This is a genomic window from Pseudomonas mendocina, from assembly GCA_037482215.1.
In the GTDB taxonomy this organism is placed as follows: Bacteria; Pseudomonadota; Gammaproteobacteria; order Pseudomonadales; family Pseudomonadaceae; genus Aquipseudomonas; species Aquipseudomonas mendocina_E.
Genome location: CP148074.1, coordinates 1,533,990 through 1,555,356, shown reverse-complemented (window position 1 = coordinate 1,555,356; position 21,367 = coordinate 1,533,990). Strand labels below are relative to the sequence as shown.

Annotated in this window: 18 protein-coding genes; 8 read left to right on the top strand and 10 right to left on the bottom strand. The window is 54.2% G+C overall.

From position 1 onward, the window contains the following. Position 1 precedes the first annotated feature (1 nt). The 9 genes from bamA to rpsB all read right to left on the bottom strand — a co-directional run bounded on the left by bamA (position 2) and on the right by rpsB (position 9,840). Positions 2-2,362 (bottom strand): outer membrane protein assembly factor BamA, encoded by a 2,361-nt coding sequence (bamA, locus tag WG219_07015; GenBank protein ID WXL27195.1) that lies wholly within the window; start codon positions 2,360-2,362, stop codon positions 2-4. Between the two features lie 72 nt (positions 2,363-2,434). Further along, positions 2,435-3,787, bottom strand: a complete 1,353-nt coding sequence (rseP, locus tag WG219_07010; protein ID WXL27194.1) for a sigma E protease regulator RseP — start codon at positions 3,785-3,787, stop codon at positions 2,435-2,437. Between the two features lie 21 nt (positions 3,788-3,808). Beyond that, positions 3,809-4,993, bottom strand: a complete 1,185-nt coding sequence (ispC, locus tag WG219_07005; protein WXL27193.1) for a 1-deoxy-D-xylulose-5-phosphate reductoisomerase — start codon at positions 4,991-4,993, stop codon at positions 3,809-3,811. Next, positions 4,990-5,805, bottom strand: coding sequence for a phosphatidate cytidylyltransferase (locus WG219_07000; protein WXL27192.1), 816 nt, complete (start codon positions 5,803-5,805; stop codon positions 4,990-4,992). The genes ispC and WG219_07000 overlap by 4 nt, the downstream gene beginning before the upstream one ends. Beyond that, on the bottom strand, positions 5,805-6,560 hold the full coding sequence (gene uppS, locus WG219_06995) for a polyprenyl diphosphate synthase (GenBank protein WXL27191.1): 756 nt from the start codon (positions 6,558-6,560) through the stop codon (positions 5,805-5,807). Before uppS ends, WG219_07000 begins: the two co-directional genes overlap by 1 nt. A 15-nt stretch (positions 6,561-6,575) precedes the next feature. Then, positions 6,576-7,133, bottom strand: coding sequence for a ribosome recycling factor (gene frr, locus WG219_06990; GenBank protein ID WXL27190.1), 558 nt, complete (start codon positions 7,131-7,133; stop codon positions 6,576-6,578). Further along, entirely contained in the window at positions 7,123-7,872 is a 750-nt protein-coding gene (pyrH, locus tag WG219_06985) for a UMP kinase (protein ID WXL27189.1), read from the bottom strand. The genes frr and pyrH overlap by 11 nt, the downstream gene beginning before the upstream one ends. Positions 7,873-8,048: 176 nt before the next feature. Then, positions 8,049-8,915 carry a translation elongation factor Ts gene (gene tsf, locus WG219_06980; protein ID WXL27188.1) on the bottom strand — a complete coding sequence of 289 codons (867 nt, stop codon included), beginning with the start codon at positions 8,913-8,915 and terminating at the stop codon, positions 8,049-8,051. Between the two features lie 181 nt (positions 8,916-9,096). Continuing rightward, entirely contained in the window at positions 9,097-9,840 is a 744-nt protein-coding gene (rpsB, locus tag WG219_06975) for a 30S ribosomal protein S2 (GenBank protein ID WXL27187.1), read from the bottom strand. A gap of 274 nt (positions 9,841-10,114) precedes the next feature. Here rpsB and map point away from each other — a divergent pair, with 274 nt between their 5' ends. The 3 genes from map to dapC all read left to right on the top strand — a co-directional run bounded on the left by map (position 10,115) and on the right by dapC (position 14,959). After that, the gene (gene map, locus WG219_06970; GenBank protein WXL27186.1) at positions 10,115-10,897 is read left to right on the top strand and encodes a type I methionyl aminopeptidase; all 783 of its coding nucleotides are present in this window, start codon (positions 10,115-10,117) and stop codon (positions 10,895-10,897) included. A 94-nt stretch (positions 10,898-10,991) separates the two neighbouring features. Further along, on the top strand, positions 10,992-13,688 hold the full coding sequence (locus WG219_06965; GenBank protein ID WXL27185.1) for a [protein-PII] uridylyltransferase: 2,697 nt from the start codon (positions 10,992-10,994) through the stop codon (positions 13,686-13,688). Positions 13,689-13,750: 62 nt separating this feature from the next. Further along, entirely contained in the window at positions 13,751-14,959 is a 1,209-nt protein-coding gene (gene dapC / locus WG219_06960) for a succinyldiaminopimelate transaminase (GenBank protein WXL27184.1), read from the top strand. 161 nt (positions 14,960-15,120) lie between these two features. On the opposite strand, the gene WG219_06955 is transcribed toward dapC, so the two are convergent. Continuing rightward, complete coding sequence (locus WG219_06955) at positions 15,121-16,773, bottom strand: Na+/H+ antiporter (GenBank protein WXL27183.1); 1,653 nt, start codon at positions 16,771-16,773, stop codon at positions 15,121-15,123. Positions 16,774-17,160: 387 nt separating this feature from the next. Between WG219_06955 and WG219_06950 the strand changes: the two genes are divergently transcribed. The 5 genes from WG219_06950 (at position 17,161) to WG219_06930 (ending at position 21,349) form a co-directional block, all read left to right on the top strand. Continuing rightward, positions 17,161-17,976: an isocitrate lyase/phosphoenolpyruvate mutase family protein gene (locus WG219_06950; GenBank protein WXL27182.1), complete on the top strand. Its 816-nt coding sequence runs from the start codon at positions 17,161-17,163 to the stop codon at positions 17,974-17,976. A 226-nt stretch (positions 17,977-18,202) separates the two neighbouring features. Beyond that, positions 18,203-18,550 (top strand): ArsC family reductase, encoded by a 348-nt coding sequence (locus tag WG219_06945; GenBank protein ID WXL27181.1) that lies wholly within the window; start codon positions 18,203-18,205, stop codon positions 18,548-18,550. A 39-nt stretch (positions 18,551-18,589) separates the two neighbouring features. Continuing rightward, complete coding sequence (gene dapD, locus WG219_06940) at positions 18,590-19,624, top strand: 2,3,4,5-tetrahydropyridine-2,6-dicarboxylate N-succinyltransferase (GenBank protein ID WXL27180.1); 1,035 nt, start codon at positions 18,590-18,592, stop codon at positions 19,622-19,624. 112 nt (positions 19,625-19,736) lie between these two features. Then, positions 19,737-20,942: a cysteine desulfurase gene (locus WG219_06935; protein ID WXL27179.1), complete on the top strand. Its 1,206-nt coding sequence runs from the start codon at positions 19,737-19,739 to the stop codon at positions 20,940-20,942. Then, positions 20,939-21,349, top strand: a complete 411-nt coding sequence (locus WG219_06930) for a SufE family protein (protein WXL27178.1) — start codon at positions 20,939-20,941, stop codon at positions 21,347-21,349. Before WG219_06935 ends, WG219_06930 begins: the two co-directional genes overlap by 4 nt. Positions 21,350-21,367: the final 18 nt, after the last annotated feature.

The window sequence follows — 21,367 nt, the reverse complement described above, 5'->3', positions numbered from 1 at the left end:
TTTAGAACGTCTGGCCTAGGGAGAACTGGAAAACCTGCGTATCAGCATCATCAGGCTTAACAACAGGCATTGCCAAGCTGAAGCTCAATGGCCCCAGCGCAGTAATCCACGTTAAACCAACACCGACAGAACTGGCCAACTCTCCTGGATCAATATCACTACAACTTGCTTGAGAGCCGCCACAGTTGCTGCTGAAAACGTTACCCACATCCCAGAACACTGCAGTGCGCAATGAACGCTGATCCTTAACAAACGGCATTGGGAACAGAAGCTCTACACCGCCCTGCACGAGAATGTTACCACCGAACGGCAATGGATCTTGGTCTGGATCGGCCAGAGTCCCAGCATTACCTGTCACTTTCTCACCTCGGCTAGGCGTACTACGTGGCCCTAGGCTGTTATCCCGAAAACCGCGTACCGAGTTAAAACCACCGGCGTAATAGTTTTCATAGAATGGCAAGCCATCGGTTGAACCATAGCCGTCTCCATAACCCAATTCGGTATGGAAGCGAAGGGTATAGGTGTCACTCAGCGGTTTGAAGATCTGGCCACGGTAGTCAATCTTGTAGAAAGAAAGATCACTCCCTGGAATCGTAGTTTCTAACACCAGACTTTGCGAGTGACCACGGTTAGCCAAAGTCCCTCGGTTAAGCGTGGACTCAGACCAACCAATCGAAGCTTTAAAGTTCAGGTAGCTATCACCTTCTTTTTCGACGAAGTCAAAGATCTCATCAACGGTATAGCGACCTGTATTGATTGAGTCGTTCTGTACGCTCAAGCCATAAGTCAGGCGCGACGTATCACTGATCGGATAGCCGATGTTGATACCTGCACCGTAACTGTCGACAGAGTAGCTGGAAACATCGGTGTCCAGCTCGTCATAGTCGATTTCACGGAAGAAGGCGTTATAACCCAGGCTCACGCCATCAGGTGTCCAATAGGGATCAACAAAGCCAAAGTTATAGTTGCTCTGGTATTCACTACGTGTCAGACCAAGACTGACACGGTTACCCGTACCAAGGAAGTTGTTCTGGGTGATCGAGCCACCAAGAATCAGACCGGCATTCTGAGCAAAACCGACGCTGGCGGTGATCGATCCAGATGGCTGCTCTTCAACGGTGTAGTTCACATCCACCTGATCATCAGTACCGGGTACTTGGGGTGTTTCGACGTTAACTTCCTTAAAGTAGCCAAGGCGCTCCAGACGAGTCTTCGACTGATCAATCAGATAAGTCGATGCCCAACCACCCTCCATCTGACGCATTTCACGCCGCAGCACCTCATCCTCAGATTTGGTATTGCCACGGAAGTTGATGCGATTCACATAGGCGCGTTTGCCAGGATCAACCACGAAAGTGATTGATACGGTGCCATCATCATGAGCTTCAGGCACACCGTTTACGTTGGCAAAGGTATAACCTTCGTTACCCAGACGCCGAGTGATCAGCTCGGAGGTCGTAGTCATAACCTTACGCGAGAAAACCTGACCTTCCTTAACAAGGAGTAGATTACGGATTTCATCCTCTGCGACTTTAAGCTCACCGCTTAACTTCACATCACGTACGGTGAACTTCTCGCCTTCATCTACGTTTACAGTGACGTAGACGTGTTTTTTATCCGGCGTGATGGAAACTTGGGTCGAGCTAATATCCATATTGATATAGCCGCGATCCAGATAATACGAACGCAGACGCTCAAGGTCGCCTGACAGTTTTTCACGGGCGTATTTGTCGTCATTACGGAAGAAGGACAGCCAGTTAGTGGTTTTCAGCTCAAACAGCGCCAACAGGTCCTCATCCGAGAACACGCTGTTGCCCACTACGTTGATGTGCTGAATTGCCGCAACGGTGCCTTCATTGATTTTGATCTTCAGCGCTACACGATTACGCGGCTGTGGTATCACCTCGGCCTCAATTTCAGCCGAATAGCGACCTTGAGCAACATACTGGCGCTGCAATTCGTTACGAACGCCCTCAAGTGTTGCCCGTTGAAAAATCTCACCCTCTGCAAGGCCGGACTGGTTCAGCCCCTTGAGAAGGTCTTCGCTGCTAATAGCCTTGTTGCCTTCAATTTCAATGCTGGAAATAGAAGGCCGTTCGACCACACTGACAACCAAGACGTCGCCATCACGGCCTAGCTGAATATCTTGGAAGAAACCGGTTTTGAAGAGTTGGCGAGAAGCTTCAACCAGCGTCCGGTCATCGGCGTTTTCACCCACACTCAATGGCAACGCACCGAACACACTACCTGCGGACACCCGCTGCAGGCCGGTGACCCGGATATCAGAGATCGTGAAGGACTCAGCGTGAACTTCGGTGATCATCAGTGCGGCAATAACCGCAGGTAGCAGCAGACGTTTCATGAAGTCCTTTCTTATTCAAACTGACAATAAAAAACTGTCGCCTGGGGCGACAGATTTGTAATTCAGAGGCGCTTATAACCGGCTCAAATCATTAATAAAAGCCAGCAGCATTACCCCAACAACCAAACTGATACCAATCTGCATCCCCCAGCCCTGAACCCGCTCAGACAGTGGTCGACCCCGCACCCACTCGACCAGATAAAAAAGCAAATGCCCGCCGTCCAGAACAGGGATTGGCAGCAGATTCAATACCCCAAGGCTAATGCTCAAATAGGCGAGAAACTTGAGGAAGTCACTCAAACCTGATTCAGCTGAAGCGCCCGCCACTTTAGCAATGGTTATCGGCCCACTCAAGTTTTTTACCGAGAGCTCACCGAACAGCATTTTTTTAATCGAGTTCAGGGTCAGTACTGACATGGACCACGTATTACGTAACCCCTCCCCCACTGCAGCTATAGGTCCGTAGCTGACTTCATGAAGCATGTCTGCGGGCCACTGTCCACCAGCCACCCCGGCACCGAGGTAGCCAACTCGCTTCTCACCTGCTTCTTTAGCAGACAAACTCACAGGCAGCTCGATACGCTGGCCATCACGTTCAACTTGTAAAGCAATACGCTTACCCGGCATTGCCTGCAATTGAGTGACAAGCTCCTGCCAATCAGCGACTTCTTTACCATCTAAGGCCAGCAGCCGATCCCCTACCTGTATACCTGCAGCACTTGCCGGGCCAGCTGGGTCAAGCTCTGCAACAACGGGCTCAATGGTCGGGCGCCATGGCCGAATACCCAACGCCCCGATTGGATCAGGCTCATCAACGCCACGCTGCCAGTTATCCAGCACAAGCTGACGGGTAATGACTGTCGTTGATCCGGGATCAGTTACTGAAATCGCTAGATTACCGCTTTCCCCTAACCGGTTAATCAGCTGGATATTTACGGCTGACCAGCCAAGCGTCTGCTCACCATCTACCGCAACGATTTCTTGACCACTCTCAAGACCCGCACGCTCCGCCAGACTTGCAGGCTCAACCTCACCTATCACGGAACGCACTTGTTGCGTGCCGATCATGGCAATTGCCCAGAAAAATACGATTGCCAGGATAAAGTTAGCCAACGGCCCAGCGGCTACAATTGCAATACGCTGCTGTACAGTTTTGCGATTGAAGGCCTGGCCCAGCAACTCTGCCGGAACATCCCCCTCACGCTCATCGAGCATTTTGACGTAGCCACCCAGCGGGATAGCGGCCAGCACGAATTCAGTACCGTGGCGATCGTGCCAGCGATAGAGTGGGCTGCCAAAGCCGACTGAAAAACGCAGAACCTTGACGCCACAACGGCGCGCCACCCAGAAATGGCCGAACTCGTGAATGGTAACCAGCACCCCGAGTGCAATCAGGGTACCAACAATCATGTACAGGGCACTCATTGAACAACTCCGTGTCAGCGCTTAGTGCTGACTTAACCACCGACGAGCCAGCTCACGCGCTTGCTTATCAGCCGCCAACACCAACTCTAGGCTGTCCGCAGCGCGCACAGGCTCAGCCTGTAAAACGCTCTCGATCATAGCTGGGATTTGGGTAAAGCGAATACGCCCGTCGATAAAGGCTTGAACGGCTACTTCATTGGCAGCATTGAGCATGGCCGGAGCTGTTCCCCCTGCCTGGGCAGATTCGCGAGCCAGACGCAGGCATGGGAAACGCTGCTCATCAGGCGCCTCAAAATCCAAACGGGCAATAGCAAACAGATCCAGTGGTGCCACACCGGAATCAATCCGCTCTGGCCAAGCCAATGCATGTGCAATGGGTGTACGCATATCAGGGTTACCCAACTGCGCCAGAACAGAGCCATCTACGTAGTCAACCAACGAGTGGATAATGCTCTGCGGATGAACCACAACCTCCACCTGCGTAGGCAATACATCAAACAACCAGCAGGCCTCAATCAACTCTAGACCTTTATTCATCATACTGGCCGAGTCGATGGATATCTTGCGGCCCATTGCCCAGTTTGGATGGGCACAGGCCTGCTCAAGAGTAACGTCATGCAACTGCTGAGCAGGCATTTGCCGAAATGGACCACCAGATGCGGTCAGCAGGATACGTCTAACACCGACCGCAGCCATACCACGACCGTAGTCAGTCGGAAGACACTGATAAATAGCATTATGCTCACTGTCGATCGGCAACAAAACCGCACTATTGCGCTTAACCGCCTGCATAAAAAGCGCGCCAGACATAACCAGCGCCTCTTTATTGGCTAACAAGACCTTCTTACCAGCCTCAACAGCCGCCAATGTAGGTGCCAGACCTGCAGACCCCACAATCGCCGCCATAACCGTATCCACATCTTCATGAGAAGCAACTTGGCACAGGCCCTTCTCACCATGAAGCACCTCAGTTGCAAGCCCTTCGCCTTGGAGCGATTTCTGCAAAGCAGCTGCCGCTGACTCATCGGGCAATACAGCAAAACGCGGGTGATGGACGCGGCATAGTTCGCGCAGTTCATCTACCCGACTGTAACCAGTCAATGCAAAGACACGATAGCGATCAGGGTGACGGACAATGACATCCAGAGTGCTCAGGCCAATCGAGCCCGTAGCTCCCAATACGGTTATCTGCTGTAAATGACTCACACCGAACCCCAAGCAGACAACCACAATAGCGCCGCAAACACAGGGATTGCAGCCGTCAGACTATCAATACGATCCAGAATGCCGCCATGCCCTGGCAGTAGATTACTGCTGTCTTTCAGGCCAGCCTGACGCTTGAACATACTTTCAGTCAGATCACCCACAACAGAAATCAATACAATCACCACAGTACCCGCCATAGCCAGCAACGTGCCACCTAAAGACCAGTCACGATAGAAAGCGACAGCCAAGCATATAAGTAACGTTGCCAGTAGACCGCCATAGACGCCCTCCCAACTTTTACCAGGACTGACTTGCGGAGCAAGCTTGCGCTTACCAAAGCGACGCCCGGCAAAATAAGCACCGATATCCGCACCCCAGACCAACACCATGACCGCAAGAATAAGCGCATTAGACTCTGGCCACTGCTTGAACAGGACAAGCCCTTGCCAAGCAGGAAGCAGAATCAGCAAACCAATAAGCAGCCTAGTCACCGGCGAGCTCCAGGAACGGCTACTGGACGGATAATTCAAGACCAGCAGCGTGGCTATTACCCACCACACCACACCGAGCAGCAACACCCAGCCAGCCAACTGCGGAACCAAGTAAAGAATAGCCAGCGCCCCAGCCACAAGCAGTGAATAAACAACGCGCATTAACTGACTTTCGAAGCCAGCGAGGCGCGCCCACTCCCAAGCGCCAACAGTCACCACCGCACCAATGAATAAGGCAAACCAGCCACTATTCAGCAAAAAGAAACCGCACAAAGCCACCGGCAACATAAACAGTGCCGTGATGATTCGTTGTTTTAGCATTAAGTGCGTGCCTCAGCCGCCACCTGCTCGCTCGTCTTGCCAAAGCGTCGCTGGCGACTTGCAAAATCAGCCAGCGCTGTACGCATAGCGTCATGTTTGAAATCCGGCCAGTAAAGGTCGGAGAAATACAACTCAGTGTAGGCCAGTTGCCACAACAGGAAGTTGCTTATGCGATGCTCCCCGCCCGTGCGAATGCACAGATCAGGCAGCGGCAGATCACCCGTTACTAAGCAGCTCTGCAAGAGCTCCGGCGTTATATCCTCAGGTCGTAGATGCCCGCCCTGCACCTCACGCGCAAGGCGCTGCGCTGCCTGAGCGATATCCCACTGACCACCATAATTCGCAGCTACCTGCAGCACAAAGCGGCGCTCCCCGGCAGTCTGGACCTCAGCCTCACGCATAGCCGCTTGCAACTCAGGGTGGAAACGCGAGCGATCACCAATGATACGCAGACTGATGTCATTGGCATCCAGCTTTTTAGCTTCCCTGCGCAGCGCACCGAGAAACAACTCCATCAGCGCACTGACTTCATCCGCCGGACGCTGCCAGTTCTCACTGGAGAACGCGAACAGCGTCAGCACCTCAACACCAGCCTCTGCACACACCTCAATCACAGCACGAACAGCATCAACACCGGCTTTGTGACCGGCCACGCCGGGCAGAAGGCGCTTCTTCGCCCAGCGGTTGTTGCCATCCATGATGATTGCCACATGCCGCGGCACTGCAGCCTGGCTAGCTTTATTGGTCTTATCCATGGCAGTAAATAGCCGTTATACGGCCATCAGATCCGCTTCTTTTTGCTTAACCGCTGCATCAATCTCACCCACGAACTTGTCGGTGATCTTCTGGATTTCATCAGCTGCACGACGTTCTTCGTCTTCGCTGATCTCCTTCTCCTTGACCAAATCTTTGACCTGGCTCAGGGCGTCACGGCGAATGTTGCGCACAGCAACGCGAGCATCTTCAGCAGCATCACGCGCTTGTTTGGTGAAGCCACGACGGGTCTCTTCAGTCAGCGCCGGCATGGTTACCAGAAGCAGCTCACCCAGGTTGGTCGGGTTGAAGCCCAAACCAGAACTCTGAATAGCCTTATCCACAGCGGCCAACATGTTGCGCTCGAACGCAACCACCTGAAGGGTGCGCGAATCTTTAACAGTAACGCTGGCAACCTGATTGATCGGGGTATCAGCGCCATAGTAAGGCACCATAACGCCAGCCAGGATGCTAGGGTGGGCCTGACCAGTACGAATACGACTGAAAGCGTGTGAAAGAGACTCCAAGCTCTTCTGCATGCGCGCCTGGGCGTCTTTCTTAATCTCATTGATCATTGGTTTCTTCCTCGATGAGAGTGCCTTCAGCACCGCCAACTACAACATTCAGCAGCGCACCAGGCTTGTTCATATTGAATACGCGCAACGGCATTGCGTGATCGCGACAGAGGCAAATTGCGGTCAGATCCATCACACCCAGCTTGCGATCCAGCACTTCGTCATAGGTCAGACGATCGAATTTCTCTGCATGCGGGTCTTTAAACGGATCGGCAGTATAAACGCCATCCACTTTGGTCGCCTTGAGAACAACATCTGCATCAATCTCAATTGCACGCAGACATGCAGCCGAATCAGTGGTGAAGAAAGGGTTACCGGTACCCGCAGCAAAGATAACCACCTCACCTGTTTTCAGGTGACGCATAGCTTTACGGCGATCGTAGTGATCCGTTACACCAACCATGGAAATGGCCGACATCACAATGGCCGGAATATTAGACCGCTCAAGCGCATCGCGCATGGCCAAGGCATTCATCACAGTAGCCAGCATCCCCATATGGTCGCCAGTCACGCGATCCATGCCTGCAGCACTTAGCGCCGCACCGCGGAATAGGTTGCCACCACCGATTACCAGACCGACCTGAACGCCGATGCCTACCAATTGGCCGACTTCCAACGCCATGCGATCCAGCACCTTGGGATCAATGCCAAAATCTTCCGACCCCATCAGGGCCTCGCCGCTAAGTTTGAGAAGAATGCGCTTGTAGCGCGGTTGACGACCAGCTATTTGCTGAGCCATTGCAAGTCTCTCCTGCGGCGTTTGAATAGAGTGCGAATCAGCTTCGCATATACAGTGGTGCCTTATAAGCACCTGAACAGAAGGTTACAACCCGCCGTTCAAATCTTTACCCCGTTTTGACAAAGAGGCCGCGCGCGTGAGCGGGCAGCCTCTTCGGGGCAATAGCCTAAGCTATCTTACTGCTTGCTGGCAGCCGCTACTTGTGCAGCAACTTCTTCAGCGAAGTTATCAACCGGCTTCTCGATGCCCTCGCCTACTTTGAAGTAGGTGAAGGAAACGATTTCAGCGCCACCCTGCTTAGCCAGAGTACCAACGGTCACTTCCGGGTTCTTAACGAATGGCTGCTCAACCAAGCTGGCCTCAGCCAGGAACTTGGTGATACGACCAGCAATCATCTTCTCAACGATTTCAGCTGGCTTGCCCTTCATCTTGTCTTCGTTGAGGCTCAGGAACACGCCTTTTTCGCGCTCAATGGCTTCAGCAGAAACTTCGGAAGGCAGCAGGAACTCAGGGTTGCTGGCTGCTACGTGCATGGCGATGTCTTTAGCCAGATCAGCGTTGCCGCCTTTCAGTACAACAACAACACCGATTTTGTTGCCATGCAGGTAAGAACCCAGAACGTCACCCTCGATACGGGCCAGACGACGGATGTTTACGTTCTCACCAGTCTTGGCAACCAGTGCCAGACGCGCTTCTTCTTGAGCAGCGATCAGCGCTTCAACTTCAGTGATGCCGTCAGCAAACGCTTTGTCGATGCTGGCAGATACGAAGTTTTTGAAATCATCTTGCAGAGCCAGGAAGTCAGTCTGCGAGTTAACTTCGATGATAACGGCAGTCTTACCGTCTTCCTTGATGCCGATAGCACCTTCAGCGGCAACGTTGCCTGCTTTCTTGGCTGCTTTGATCGCGCCGGAAGCACGCATATCGTCAATGGCTTTCTCGATGTCGCCGCCAGCCTTGGTCAGGGCCTTTTTGCAATCCATCATGCCTTCGCCGGTACGCTCACGCAGTTCTTTAACCAACGCTGCAGTAATCTCTGCCATTTCAAAATCCTCTGGATAGGTTGTTTAACCATTCCACCCGAATGACGGGCGTTCAATTCCTTACGCACTACTGACGATGCCAAGTAAAAATTTCAACTACACGTCAGCAATGGTTTTCGAGGTGGCAAAAAGGGGGCTTAGCCCCCTTTTTGCGCACCAGGCAACGCTATAAGCGTTCTACTCAGCCTTCAGCAGCTTCAGCAGCCGGTGCCTGCTCAACGAACTCTTCAGCAGCAACACCTGCGTTACCACGGCCACGGATAACAGCGTCAGCCATTGCACCCATGTACAGCTGGATTGCGCGAATGGCGTCGTCGTTACCAGGGATAACGTAGTCAACACCCTCTGGGCTGCTGTTGGTATCGACAACGCCGATGACCGGGATGCCCAGCTTGTTAGCTTCAGTAATAGCAATGCGCTCGTGATCAACGTCGATCACGAACAGAGCGTCAGGCAGACCGCCCATGTCTTTGATACCGCCCAGGCTGCGATCCAGTTTTTCCAGATCACGGCTGCGCATCAGAGCTTCTTTCTTGGTCAGCTTAGCGAAAGTGCCGTCCTGAGACTGAGTCTCCAGGTCACGCAGACGCTTGATGGAAGCACGGATGGTTTTGTAGTTGGTCAGCATGCCGCCCAACCAGCGGTGATCAACGTACGGAGAACCACAACGTGCAGCTTCTTCAGCAACGATCTTACCAGCAGAACGCTTGGTACCAACGAACAGGATCTTGTTCTTGCCAGCAGCCAGCTTCTCAACGAAGGACAGAGCTTCGTTGAACATCGGCAGAGTTTGCTCAAGGTTGATGATGTGAATCTTGTTGCGCGCACCGAAAATGTACTTGCCCATTTTCGGGTTCCAGTAACGGGTCTGGTGGCCGAAGTGCACACCGGCCTTCAGCATATCGCGCATAGTGACTTGGGACATGATAGTTCCTTAAATAAGTCGGGTTAGGCCTCCACGCATCCCGATCTCCAACCCGATGATTGAGTCATCAGGGCACCCAGGAAACCGTGTCGATACGTGTGTGGGTTAATGCTTGCGGGCAGCATGCCCGTCAAAGCGGCGCGTTTTATACCATAAAAGTCAGGCACTAGCTACCCAACAATGCCGCAAAAGCCATCCATTTGGTCAGGCGCTTATGGGTTGCGCCCTTAAGCTGTTAAGATGGCAACTTTTATGACTGCACCCGAGAGCTATTATGACCGTCACAATCAAAACGCCAGATGAAATCGAGAAAATGCGCGTAGCCGGTCGTCTGGCCGCAGAAGTTCTGGAAATGATTGGCGAACACGTCAAGCCCGGCGTGACCACCGAAGAACTGGACCGAATCTGCCACGACCATATTGTAAATGTTCAGAAAGCCATACCCGCTCCGCTGAACTACAAAGGCTTTCCCAAGTCGATTTGCACGTCTATCAACCACGTAGTGTGCCACGGCATTCCGAATGACAAGCCACTGAAAGATGGAGACATCCTTAATATCGACATCACCGTCATTAAGGATGGCTATCACGGCGACACCAGCAAGATGTTCGTGGTTGGCACTGCTCCCGAGTGGGCTCTACGTTTAAACCAGATCACCCAGGAGTGCCTCTATAAAGGCATCCAGCTGGTTAAACCAGGCGCCCGCCTTGGGGATATCGGTGAAGTGATTCAGAAACACGCTGAGAAAAATGGCTTTTCCGTCGTCCGTGAATATTGTGGCCACGGCATTGGTGCCGTTTTCCACGAAGAGCCTCAGGTTCTGCACTACGGCCGTGCTGGTACTGGCCTTGAATTAAAAGAAGGCATGACCTTCACGATCGAGCCGATGCTAAACCAAGGCCGCCCAGAAACCCGTTTACTGGGTGATGGCTGGACCGCCATTACCAAAGACCGCAAATTATCTGCACAGTGGGAGCACACCATTCTGGTCACTGCTGATGGCTATGAAATCCTCACTTTGCGCAGCGACGACACCATCGCCCGCACCTCTGCCTGATCATTCAAGGGTAACAGCTGCTTCAGCCTACCAAGCTGCAGCAGCCCTCCCCTGTAGGCACTGACGCCTGTTTTATAGAAGAAGGAAGACGGCCATGCCGCAGGTAGATCCTGAACTCTTCGACCGTGGCCAGTTCAAGGCTGAATTGGCACTTAAAAGCAGCCCCATCGCCGCATTCAAAAAAGCCATCCGCCAAGCCCGTGAAACCCTCGATGAGCGTTTCAAGCAAGGCCGCGAGATACGCCGACTGATTGAAGATCGGGCTTGGTTTGTCGATCAGATTCTGACTGAAGCCTGGCAGCAGTTTGACTGGAGCAAAGGCGCCGAAATTGCCCTTCTTGCTGTCGGGGGATATGGCCGCGGCGAGCTGCACCCCTATTCAGATATCGACCTGCTAATCCTGCTGGGGGGTGATGACCATGAAACCTTCCGCGAACCCATTGAGCAATTTCTCACTTTACTGTGGGACATTGGTCTTGAAGTTGGCCAAAGTGTCCGCTCCGTTAGTGAGTGCGCCAAGGAAGCACGCAATGACCTAACAGTGGTCACCAACCTGATGGAAAGCCGGACAATTACCGGCCCAGAGCAGCTCCGTCAGCGTATGCAGAGCGTTACCAGCAACGATGTCATGTGGCCTAGCCAGCAGTTTTATCAGGCCAAGCGCGATGAACAGCGCGCCCGGCATCGTAAATACAACGACACCGAATACAACCTGGAACCCAACGTAAAAGGCTCCCCCGGCGGCCTTCGCGACATCCAAACCATCCTGTGGGTGGCGCGCCGCCACTTTGGCACCCTCAACCTGCATGCTATGGTCGGGCAAGGTTTTTTGCTTGATAACGAGTACAAACTCTTAGCTGCCAGCAAAGAGTTTCTGTGGAAGGTGCGTTACGCACTGCACATGCTTGCTGGCCGTGCCGAAGATCGATTGCTGTTCGATCATCAAAGCAAAGTAGCAGCCCTGCTCGGCTTTGAAGACGCCGACCGTAAGCGCAGTATTGAGCGCTTTATGCAGAAATATTACCGGGTCGTCATGGCTATCGCCGAACTCAGCGAACTCATTAATCAGCACTTTGAAGAAGAGATTCTGCGTTCTGCAAATTCGACACCCGCCACGCCAATCAACAGTCGTTTCCAGTTACGCAACGGGTTTATCGAAGTCACCCACCCGAATGTGTTCAAGCGCACCCCCTTTGCCATTCTTGAAGCATTCGTGCTGATGGCACAAACCCCGGATGCCAAGGGCATGTCCGCCGACAGCATTCGCCTGCTGCGGGACAACCGTCATTTGATCGACGACGATTTCCGTCGCGATATCCGCAATACCAGCCTGTTTATCGAGCTGTTCAAAAGTCCCCAGGGTATCCACCGCAATCTGCGTCGAATGAACCGCTATGGCATTCTGGGCCTGTATTTGCCGGAGTTTGGGCACATTGTTGGCCAGATGCAGCATGATCTTTTCCACATCTATACCGTAGATGCTCACACGCTCAACCTGATTAAGCACCTGCGTAAATTCAAATGGCCGGAGTTGGCCGAAAAATTCCCGCTGGCCAGCAAGCTGATTGATGAGTTGCCCAAACCTGAACTGATCTATATAGCCGGCCTTTATCACGATATTGGCAAAGGCCGTGGTGGCGACCATTCTGAAGTCGGCGCTGTGGACGCAGACGCCTTCTGCAAACGTCATCAGTTGCCTGTCTGGGACTCAAAACTGATTGTCTGGCTGGTTCAACACCATCTGGTGATGTCCACCACCGCCCAGCGCAAGGACCTTTCTGACCCTCAAGTGATCTTCGACTTCGCCCGCTTGGTTGGCGACCAGACGCGCCTGGACTACCTCTACGTCCTCACCGTGGCGGATATCAACGCCACCAACCCAAGCCTGTGGAACTCTTGGCGGGCCAGCCTGCTTCGCCAGCTGTACAGCGAAACCAAACGTGCTTTGCGCCGGGGCTTGGAAAACCCGCTGGACCGTGAGGAGCAAATTCGCCTGACGCAGAATGCTGCACTGGATATCCTCATTAACGAGAATGTTGACACTGACGATACCGAGCAACTGTGGTCGCAACTTGGGGATGATTATTTCCTGCGGCATAGCGCCAGCGACGTTGCATGGCACAGCCAGGCAATTCTCCAACACGGCGATAACAGCGATCCTCTAGTGCTGATCAAAGAGCCTAGTGAACGCGAGTTTGAAGGCGGCACGCAGATCTTCATTTATGCTCAGGATCAGCATGATTTCTTCGCTGTGACCGTGGCAGCCATGGCCCAGCTCAATCTGAACATTCACGACGCCCGGATTTTGACCTCCACCAGCCAATTCACCCTCGATACGTACATCGTGCTGGACGCTGAAGGAGGCTCAATTGGCGATAACCCCGAGCGGCAGGAGCAAATCCGCCAGGGCCTGATTGATGCACTGAAAAATCCGGACGACTACCCGAATATCATTCAACGTCGTGTGCCGCGCCAGCTCAAGCACTTTGCCTTTGCCCCAGAAGTCACCATCCATAACGATGCGCACCGTCCGGTGACCATCCTAGAAGTGACGGCACCTGACCGCCCCGGTCTACTGGCCCGTATCGGGCGAATCTTTCTCGATTTCGACTTGTCCGTGCAGAACGCCAAGATTGCAACGTTAGGAGAACGGGTTGAGGACGTTTTCTTCATCACCGACGCCAACAATCAGCCTCTGTCAGACCCTGAACTCTGCCTGCGACTGCAAGAGACCGTGATCGAGCAGTTGTCCGATAACAGTGACCAGCAACCCAACAGTTTCCGTATTTAACCCTGCCCAAGACGTGCCGCCTGATCTATTACGCAGGTGGCGGGAACCTCCAGGAACCAGTAATGAACGACGCGCTGAATCAACTGCAACCTTATCCATTCGAAAAACTTCGCGCCCTGCTCGGCACCGTTCAGGCGCCAGCTGATAAAACCCCGATTGCCCTGTCTATCGGCGAACCCAAACACCCTGCTCCGGCCTTTGTTGCTGAAGCACTGAGCACCAATCTCGGCCAACTGTCTGTCTACCCGACCACACTGGGCATTCCAGCACTGCGTGAAGCCATGGCCGCTTGGGCTGGCCGTCGCTTTGGCCTGACCACAGGCGCAGTGGACCCGGCACGCCACATCTTGCCGGTCAATGGTACCCGCGAAGCCCTGTTCGCCTTCACTCAGGCAGTGATCAAACGCAGCGCTCCTGGTGAAGCGCCAGGCTTGGTGGTCAGCCCTAACCCCTTCTATCAGATCTATGAAGGCGCCGCTTTCCTAGCCGGGGCAGAGCCTCACTACCTGCCCTGCCTTGAGGCCCATGGCTTCAACCCGGACTTCGACGCTGTCAGTGATGATATTTGGCAACGCTGCCAGATCCTGTTCCTGTGCTCGCCCGGCAACCCAACTGGAGCCCTGATTCCGGTTGAGACACTGAAGAAACTAATTGCACTGGCGGATAAGTTCGACTTCGTTATCGCCGCTGATGAGTGCTATAGCGAGCTTTACTTCGACGAAGAAAACCCACCTGCCGGACTACTGACCGCTTGCGCCGAACTGGGCCGCAGCGACTTCAAGCGCTGCGTGGTGTTCCACAGCCTGTCTAAGCGCTCGAACCTGCCGGGGCTGCGCTCGGGCTTCGTAGCCGGGGATGCCGACATCCTCAAAGCCTTCCTGCTCTATCGCACCTACCACGGTTGCGCCATGCCGGTTCAAACCCAGCTGGCCAGCGTAGCGGCCTGGAACGACGAAACTCATGTCAAAGCCAACCGTGACATGTACCGTGAAAAGTTCGACGCCGTCCTGGCCATTCTTGAAGACGTCATGGATGTGAAACGCCCAGACGGTGGATTCTATCTGTGGGCCAAAACCCCGACCGATGATGAAACCTTCACCCGCGAGCTGTTTGCCCACGAGCACGTCACAGTTGTTCCCGGCTCATACCTGTCGCGCAACGTGAATGGCACCAACCCTGGTGCTGGCCGCGTACGCATGGCCCTAGTAGCGCCACTGGCTGAATGTGTTGAAGCTGCTCAACGCATTCGCGCCTTTATTGAGCGTCGCTAAGCCACTTCCAGCGCCAGTCAATGGAGTCCTCCCCGCCATTGACTGGCGCTTTTGCCATAAAGCATTCGCCCTAACCTTTTAGCCAATCCCCCTTCAGCGCAGGCTACATCCCAATCCCCTGAGAGAAGCCACTGCCGCCAAAAGAGCACCTTGCGCCAATGTCAGATTTTATGCAACCTCGCTTCAGCGATATCAAGGTCGCGCAGAATTTCCATCAGCATGTCATCGTCCAGCAGGTTTTCTTTACGCATCCGGTAAAGCTCCTTGCGCTGGGTACGCAAGGCATCCAGACGTAGGCGGTGCTCCAGCTCTTCAACGGCGTATTGTTTTTCACTGTTTTCACCCACCTCGCCCGCCTCGCTCGCACCTTGAGTACGCACGAGCAACTCGCGGTATTCACTCATCAGCTTAGCTTTAACCTCAGCCGTGGCCACTGCTGAATTGGCATCCGATGCACGTTCCTCAACAGCTTCCAGGCAGCGTATCGCCGACTCTAAGATCTGCGAACGATGGCGATTAAGCTCCCGCTCACGTAACTCCGCATTATCTTGCGGCAGCAACGGCAAAATCTTTGGCAAAACCAAACTGGCAACGAGCAAAGACAACAGAATCACCCCGGCCGCGATCAAAATTAAGAGGTCACGCTCTGGGAATGTTTGACCATTATTAAGCAATAGAGGCAGTGACATCACACCAGCCAAGGTCACGGCACCCCGCACGCCACCAACGGTAATCACCGCACTCAAGGCAATTCGTGACTGACCGGCAAAACGCGTCGGCTTACCGCGCCACCGGCGCATGGCCCCAGAAATACGCCAATACACGTAAACCCAGACAAACCGCAGCACCATCAGCACCGCATAAGTACTCAATACACATGCCAGAGCCCAGCCAACGAAACTCCACTCGCCCTGATGGCCGTTGAACGCGGCGTTAACAATATCGGGCAACTGCAAACCCAACAGAAGGAAGATCAAACCGTTAAAGGTGAATTCGAGCAACGTCCACACACTTCGATTTAACAGGCGAGTGGTGGTCTGCTTAGGCAGGAGATCGAGCCGACTCTGCATCATACCTGCGGCAACAGCAGAGAGAATGCCGGAGAGCCCCATATGCTCAGCCACTACGTAAGCGGCGAATGGCAACAAGAGAAGCATCAGTACGTGAGGGGCTGGGTCTTCCCAACCGCGGGCAATCATCCACGCGCGCAAACGGCCAAAACAGTAGCTCAGGACCACGCCGACCAGCACACCACCCGCGGCCACCAACACAAATTGAAAGCTGGCATCCATCAGAGAAAACACACCAGTCAGTGTTGCAGCTACAGCGAACTTAAATGCCACCAAACCAGAGGCATCATTCATCAACGCCTCACCCTGCAGCACGTTATTTAATGTGCGAGGCAAGCGCCCATGGGTAATTGCAGAAACAGCGACAGCATCCGTAGGAGATAGCACTGCGGCCAAGGCGAAACAAGCCGCCAGCGGAACCTGAGGTAGTAACCAGTGAATGAAATAACCGGCACCAACAATCGTGAAGAAAACCAGCGCAAACGCCAGTACCAGAATCGGCGTGCGTAATTCACGGAACTGGCCCTTAGGCATGCGCCAGCCATCAACAAACAGCAGAGGCGGGATAAACAGCAGCAGGAACAGCTCTGGTTCGAGACGCACATGCAGCCCCAATGCTGGCACTGCAAGCAAAGCACCGATCACAATTTGCAGTAACGGCAAGGGAAGCGGGATGAATTGGGCGGTGATACGTGTACCACTGACCACCAAAAGCATGATCAGAATGGTATAAAGCAATTGCATGATTCAGCTCTCTTAAGCAGAGAGTGAAGTGTAGAGCCAACGGCCCGTGAGCGTAAGCAACTCGTCAGTACTCTTAAATCGCTGTGTCACTCAACCAAACCTGAAGATCACAAACCACCTTCGAGAATCGTCAGGATATTTGGCCTAACACAGACTCCCATCCACATTACGACCTCCAACGCCCTTCTGTCGCAAGCCCTCCAGCCCCGATATAGACAGCTTGAACATCCCGATAATTAAGCGGAGATTAAATACGGCCAGTTTGGTGACTACCCACAAAATCATCAACATACGTCCAATCACAGCTCCTCAGTAACACCGCTAATAGCTGGACCATCGACTCAAGGATGAAAGCGCCTACAGCGTTTTTGCATACAGGATGATGCAATGCACACCCACGACAGCTCATTTCATGCATTACACAAACAGGGCTTGCTGGTTCTTGCCAATGTAGGCGATGCCGGCAGCGCTCGGCTGGTGGAATCACTGGGCAGCAAGGCAGTTGCCACCAGCAGCGCAGCAATGGCTTGGGCGAATGGCTATCAAGATGGCAACAAGTTGCCGCTGGAGTTACTACTGAGCAGCGTGCGCTCAATGACTAGGACGCTGAACGTCCCCCTGACAGTCGATATCGAAGGCGGTTATTCCGACGACTTGGCACAGGTCAGCAAAGTCATCGAAGGTGTCATTGCTGCCGGTGCCGTCGGCATCAATCTGGAGGACGGTTCAGGATCTCCCGAGTTGCTGATGCGAAAAATCGAGACGGCCAGAAAAACTGCCAACCGCTTGGGAGTAAATCTGTTTATTAACGCACGCTGCGACCTATACCTGAAGAACCTGCTCCCGGCAGATGATCGTCTTGATGAAGCCCTCAAGCGTACCCGTCGCTATGCGACTGCAGGGGCCGATGGCTTTTTCATTCCCGGCATGACGACCCCCGACGAAATTGCCGTGATCTGCCTGGCCTCAGAACTACCCGTGAATCTTCTGGCCAGGGACAATCTCCCCACGCTAGAGGAACTACAACTGCTCGGCGTACGCCGCCTGAGTGCTGGCTCTAGCCTTGCCGAAAGTCTATATGGTGCACTGGCTGAGCAGGCCAGACAGTTTCTGCAGCAGGGAATGAGCGTACCGGGTCCATCAAAGCCCTATACCTACCGTGAGCTGAACGGATTAATGGCGCCTTCTTCTACCGCCCATTGAAAGGCCTGTTTGTGCCCCCATCTTTAAAAACTTAAGCAGAGCACGACTGTAATCATTCATTGCGAAAATCCGGCAGCACGGTAACTCTGCTGCCGGTTAGTCCGTTGTGTCATTCAATCAGGGTAATTCGGGCAGCTCCCCTTAGCAGCGCTGCATGGCATAATGGTTGGTCACATCAGCAGATTATTGGCGCCCGACATTGGGGCGTATGAACACGGATAGCACGATGACTTACGTCCTCTATGGCATCAAAGCCTGCGACACCATGAAAAAAGCCCGCACTTGGCTGGAAGAACATGGCAAGCAGTTCACGTTTCATGACTACAAAACCAGCGGCATAGACCGCGCGAATCTTGAGAAATGGTGCAACGAGCATGGCTGGGAAACCATCCTGAACCGTGCCGGTACCACGTTCCGCAAGCTGGATGAGGCGCAAAAGAGCGACCTCGACCAGAACAAAGCGATCGAGCTGATGCTCGCGCAACCGTCGATGATCAAACGCCCGGTGCTGGATATCGGCAACAAAACACTGGTCGGCTTCAAAGCTGACCGTTATGCCTCCGAACTGGCCTAACCCAGTCGGCACACACGAATTTGCTGTAAGGAAACTATCATGAGCACGACCCTATTCAGCCTGGCCTTCGGCGTTGGCACTCAGAACCGTCAAAACAACTGGCTGGAAGTTTTCTACGCTCAGCCTCTGCTTAAACCTGCCACTGAACTGGCAGAAAAAGCAGCACAAGTCCTCGGCTACGAAGGTGGCAACCAAGCCATCGCCCTGAGCAACAACAAGGCCGCCGAACTGGCTGAAGCGCTGAAGAGCATTGACGCGGCTCAATCCGCCCTGCTGACCCGTCTGGCCGAAAGCCAGAAGCCACTGGTAGCGACCTTCATTGCTGAAGACACCACGCTGACCAGCACACCAGAAGCGTACCTCAAGCTGCACCTGCTCTCTCACCGCCTGGTTAAGCCCCACGGCCTGAGCCTGGCAGGTATCTTCCCGCTGCTGCCAAACGTGGCCTGGACCAACCAAGGCGCTATCGACCTGAGCGAACTGGCTGAGCGCCAGCTGGAAGCCCGCCTGCGCGGCGAACTGCTGGAAGTGTTCTCGGTGGACAAGTTCCCGAAAATGACCGATTACGTGGTACCGGCAGGTGTGCGTATTGCCGACAGCTCGCGCATCCGTCTGGGTGCTTATGTGGGCGAAGGCACCACCGTCATGCACGAAGGTTTCGTCAACTTCAACGCTGGCACCGAAGGCCCGGGCATGATCGAAGGCCGCGTTTCTGCTGGCGTCTTCGTCGGTAAAGGCTCTGACCTGGGCGGCGGCTGCTCCACCATGGGCACACTGTCTGGCGGCGGCAACATCGTCATTTCCGTGGGCGAAGGCTGCTTGATCGGCGCTAACGCCGGTATCGGTATCCCTCTGGGCGACCGTAACACTGTTGAAGCTGGCCTCTACATCACTGCCGGTACCAAAGTTGCCGTGCTGGATGGCGAAAACAACCTGGTGAAAGTGGTTAAGGCCCGTGAATTGGCAGGCCAGAACGATCTGCTGTTCCGCCGCAACTCGCAAAACGGCGCGGTGGAATGCAAAACTCACCTGTCCGCCATCGAGCTGAACGAAGCCCTGCACGCCCACAACTAAGCATTTGCGATAGAGTGGCTGCCTAGCAGCACACAAGGCCCGGAGCGTACTTCAAGTACCATGTCCGGGCCTTTTCGTTTTCAGTCACTATCTGTGCAACACCTGAACAGCTATGCCACTACTCTCCCCCTGGCGCGCCGACTTTCCCGGCATCCTCAATCTGGCCGACGAAGGCCAGACCTATCTGGACAGCGCCGCCACCGCGCAAAAACCACAGATAATGCTGGATGCCCTGCACAGCTATTACGCTAACGGTGCCGCCAATGTACACCGAGCCCAGCATGTACCGGGTGAGCGAGCCACACGGGCATTTGAGAGCAGTCGAAATAAAGCTGCACAGTGGTTCAGCGTGCCCGATGCACAACAGATCATCTTCACCCGCAGCGCTACAGAAGCTTTCAATCTGCTGGCTTATGGGCTTGAACAGCTGTTTCAAGCTGGCGATGAGATCGCAATCAGCGCTGCGGAACATCACGCCAACCTACTGCCGTGGCAGCAACTTGCACTGCGCCGCCAGCTTAAGCTGGTGGTGCTGCCTCTGACTGTGGAAGGTCTGATTGATCAGGAGCAAGCCGCTCACCTGATAACACCCCGCACCCGCCTGCTCGCGGTCAGCCAACTCTCAAATGTACTGGGACGCATGCAGCCTCTTCAGCCATTGCTCAAGCTGGCACAGTCTCATGGCGCATTGACTGTAGTGGACGGCGCGCAGGGTGTTGTCCATGGGCGGCATAACCTGCCCGTCCTTGGTTGTGATTTTTACGTCTGTTCCAGCCACAAACTTTACGGCCCTGATGGCGTTGGGATGCTCCATGGCCAAGCCCACGCCTTGCAGAGACTGAAGCACTGGCAATTCGGCGGTGAAATGCTGCTGAGCACTGACTACCACAGCGCCCAGTTCCGCGATGCCCCACTAGGCTTTGAAGCGGGCACGCCGGCGATCGCCTCCGTGATTGCGCTGGGTGCAACCCTGGACTATCTCAGCCAGCTTGACCCGGAGGCTGTCAGTCAACACGAAGCCGCCCTGCATGCGGAACTGCTACGGGGCTTGAAGCAGCGCGAGGGATTTAAGGTACTGGGCGAACCCGATACCGCACTCGCCAGCTTTGTTGTTGAGGGGGTACACAGCGCCGACCTCGCCCACTTACTGACCGAACAAGGCATTGCCGTCCGCGCCGGGCACCACTGCGCGATGCCACTTCTGAAAGGGCTCGGGGTGAACGGTGCGATCCGTGCATCGTTAGGTTTGTATAACGACAGCAACGACCTGAAGCGCTTCTTTGACGCACTGGATCAATCCCTGGAGCTTCTACGATGAGCCTGCCAACTTCTGCGCAAGAGGCGCTGGACAGCTTCAGCAACTGCCCCGGCTGGGAACAGCGCGCACGCCTGCTGATGCAATGGGGCGAAAGACTAGCGCCGCTCAGTGATGGTGAACGCTGCAAAGCCAATCGGGTTGAAGGCTGTGAAAGTCAGGTCTGGCTGGTGGCAGACCGTACCGATAATGGAGTGAGCTTTCGCAGCAGTAGTGATGCGCGCCTGTTGCGCGGCCTGCTCGCTGTCTTGTTGGCCAGAGTCAATGGAGTCAGCGCTGAAGGCTTGCAGCAACTTGACCTCAACCAGTGGTTTGAAAGCCTGGGACTGAGCCGAAACCTCTCTCCCTCTCGCAGTAATGGCTTAAATGCTGTGTTGCAGCGGATGCATGAGCTGCTCAAAGCAGCCTGATTATCTCGCGGTTTAAAT